The sequence below is a fragment of the Arthrobacter sp. UYCo732 genome (assembly GCF_040547265.1).
Classification (GTDB): Bacteria; Actinomycetota; Actinomycetes; order Actinomycetales; family Micrococcaceae; genus Arthrobacter.
Map to the genome: position 1 here is coordinate 1 of NZ_JBEPPJ010000043.1, position 3,062 is coordinate 3,062.

5 protein-coding genes are annotated in these 3,062 nt (G+C 64.0%); all 5 read left to right on the plus strand.

All coding sequences use genetic code 11. The features are described from left to right. Nucleotides 1-146: 146 nt before the first annotated feature. The 5 genes from ABIB45_RS22355 (at nt 147) to ABIB45_RS22375 (ending at nt 2,630) form a co-directional block, all read left to right on the plus strand. Nucleotides 147-323: a transposase gene (locus tag ABIB45_RS22355; RefSeq protein ID WP_354218022.1), complete on the plus strand. Its 177-nt coding sequence runs from the start codon at nt 147-149 to the stop codon at nt 321-323. Nucleotides 324-577: 254 nt separating this feature from the next. Further along, nucleotides 578-1,015 carry an IS3 family transposase gene (locus ABIB45_RS22360; RefSeq protein ID WP_354218023.1) on the plus strand — a complete coding sequence of 146 codons (438 nt, stop codon included), beginning with the start codon at nt 578-580 and terminating at the stop codon, nt 1,013-1,015. A 105-nt stretch (nt 1,016-1,120) separates the two neighbouring features. Next, a complete protein-coding gene (locus tag ABIB45_RS22365) occupies nt 1,121-1,324 on the plus strand; it encodes an integrase core domain-containing protein (protein ID WP_354218026.1) in 204 nt (67 codons plus the stop codon). Nucleotides 1,325-1,697: 373 nt separating this feature from the next. Beyond that, entirely contained in the window at nt 1,698-2,234 is a 537-nt protein-coding gene (locus ABIB45_RS22370) for a hypothetical protein (protein ID WP_354218024.1), read from the plus strand. Between the two features lie 138 nt (nt 2,235-2,372). Then, the gene (locus tag ABIB45_RS22375; protein WP_354218025.1) at nt 2,373-2,630 is read left to right on the plus strand and encodes a hypothetical protein; all 258 of its coding nucleotides are present in this window, start codon (nt 2,373-2,375) and stop codon (nt 2,628-2,630) included. Nucleotides 2,631-3,062 lie beyond the last annotated feature (432 nt).

Sequence of the window (3,062 nt, forward strand, 5' to 3'; positions counted from 1 at the left end):
GCGTCCGGCGCCCAAGGCATCAAGCGACTACTCTTTGGTATCCGAAATGATGTGCCAGGTACGGTCGAGGGCGGCGCGGCCGGAGCCAAGGATGACGATAGGTTTTCCCTCGTACCGTGGAGGTAACGCTCTAAGGAGCTTCGGCGGTGGCCACACGACGGAAGTATGACGAGGAGTGCAAAGCCGGTGCGGTGCGGATCGTGGCCGAGACGCACAAACCGGTCGCTCGCGTCGCGCATGAGCTGGGGATCAACGACGGGACGCTGGGTCACTGGTGCTCAGGACCGACGTCGACGCGACGGCGGAAACGGTGCGTTGGGTGAGAGCGAGCGGACGGAGCGGGCCGGTTGCGGAAAGAGAACGCGGAGCTGGCAATGCAGCGTGATGTCCTCAAGCGTTCCGTGGCCCTCTGGGTCCAGGAGGCGATGGGCCGGTAAGCATCGCCTCGTTCATCGCCAGGCACAGGGCCGGGCATGGCGTTCCGCATGCGACGGCATGCCGTGCGTTGCAGGTCAGCCAGGCGTGGTTTTATACGTGGCGTCGCGGGGATCCCTCGCCCCGGCATGCCCGCCGTGAGATGTTGGCGACGGAGATCAAGCGGTGGGTCGCTTCCCATCGTGATAAGTACGGTTCGCCGCGGATCACGGCGGATCTGGCTGAGGCGGGCTGGAAGGTGAGCCTGAACACGGTCGCGGCGTTGATGGGCGAGCAAGAGCTGGTGCCCCGCGCCGGGCACAGCCGCCGGTTAACGACCAGGCAGGGCAACGGGCGGTGGCGGGCACCGGATCTGATCGGACGCGATTTCGCAGCGGTCAGGGTGAACGAAAAATGGTATGGGGACGGCACCGAGATCCATACCGATGAGGGCAAACTGCTTCTGGACAGTGTGTTGGATATGGGCTCCAGGCGGATCGTGGGATTCGGGTTGTCCGAGCATCACGATGCGCAGTTGGCGTATCCGGCTCTGGCGATGGCGGTCGCCGTCCGTGGTGGCAGGGACACGATCACCGGGTGATCATGCACACCGATCAGGACAGCGAATTCACCGCCGGTGATTTCAGGAGTGCCTGCATTCGATGCGGAATGAAACAGTCGATGGACCAGCCCGGGTCAACGTTGGATAACGCCGTCACCGAGTCCTGGAACTCGACTCTCGAGTTCGAGTTGCGCTGTCGAACACTTCGTCAGGAGGGCGCAGGCCCGGACGGCGATGGCGGCATGGATCGATGAGTACAACACGGCCCGATGCCACTCGGCGCTGCAGATGACCTCGGCGCTGGCCTGGGAGCTCGCCCACCTTGAGCATCAACAGGAAGCGGCGTGAACCTAAAACGATGCCAGGAGGGCCGGCTGCGCCGCCCACTGTTTTCCCCGTTGCTTCCGGTCCGTGCCGGTGGTGGCCGCCGATCGTACGGGGCCGCGGTAACGGGCAGGCCAACGCCTGCCCGGACGCAACGCCGGCCACCACCCAGTACCGGAAGCAACAGAATCACAAGAGTCAAAGTCTGCACGGTTTCAGGTGAGTGACAGGGCCTGGCATAAACGGCCGTCCGGAACTCTTCAAGGCGCCGGCAAAGCTGGTCGCAATATGTGGCGGGCCATTGACTCCGGTCAATGCTTGACTTGACCATTGAGTCAGATGAGTCGGTTCAGTGATTAGCGCCGGGGACCACGGTCATTCCGTCACAGCGGTTACCATGAAGCCCGCCGCACTCGAGAACATGGACACCCTCGGCGCCGCATCGGTGAGCGCCCGCAAGCTGGCGGACCTAGCCGCCGTCGTCTTGGGAAGGCCAAGCGCAGACCTCGTTTCGGCCAGCGCCGCGCAAATCACGTTTCCCATGTTCAGCATCACCTCCGTCCCCTTCAGCGTGGTGATCAAACTTAGCCAATCCCCCCTGCTGTGGAACGGAATCGCACAGGTCCCGCCAGCTTTCAGGGCAGACCTGGCACACCATTACCGGTGGCGTACGGAAGCGGAGGTGTATGCGTCGGGACTGGCCGATGCCATGCCACACGGCGGCCGGCTACCCACGCTCTACAGCATTGAGGAATTGGACGAACAACGCATAGCCATCTGGATGGAAGACGTGACTGAAGAAGGCGGCGACGGTTGGTCAGACGCACGGTTCCGCAATGCGGCAGCGCGGCTTGGCCGGTTTGCCGGCAGCGCGGCGGTGGAAGAAATCATCGCCCTCCCCCAGCTCACCGCACACGGTGACGCCAGCCCATAAAACCACCTGATCGAAACCAACTCCGGACGTCCGGGCGGCTCAACTAACTTCGCCGTCATTGACTGGGGCCTCTACGGGAGCGCGTGCCCAGGTTTCGACCTCGGCCAACTGCTGGCTGGGTAGGTTAACCAAGGCACCATGGACGGGAAATGTCCCTACCGCGTGGAACCGCTATGCAGGGCCCCCTACTGCGAGGGACTGGCCGAATCCGGCGCCAATGTCGCGGAAACGACGGTCCTGGGCGGGCACGCAGCGTCCATGGCACTCTTTGCCGGCCTCCAGGCGGTAGCCACCCAGCGCTTGGCAGAGCCCGACTCGGAAGAACTACGGGCATTCGTAGCCAGCCGCGTACAAATGGCCCGATTCATCCTGGACCTCATGGCGTCCTCGAACTGATGCGTTCCAACCACCAACGCACATCCGTTGCCGGTGCGGCGATGACCGGGTCTTCGCCACACCATGGACCACCATGCCCGGCTGCGAGCAGTTCCTACGGCGCACCGCCATCGAGCCCCTCCCACCCGCATCCTGACGATCGCGCGGACAACGGCTGCTTCCAAAGGATTCTCAGCCGTGCCGTTGGGGAGATACATGGGAAGGCTCACGTCCCCGCGGCGACGCTCTCTCGCTTGATGCTGGTTTCGGCCGTTGGGAACGTTGGGCGGCGGTGCGGCCGGTGTGCCGGCGCGGCCCGGCTGCGAGAGCGTCCCGTGGGTTTTGGGGGTGGTTGTGTGGTGGGTGGTTAACGTGGGAGAGCCCCCGGACACGTGGTGTTCGGGGGCTCTCGACCGGTAATAGTGTTCCGGCGGTGACCTACTCTCCCACACC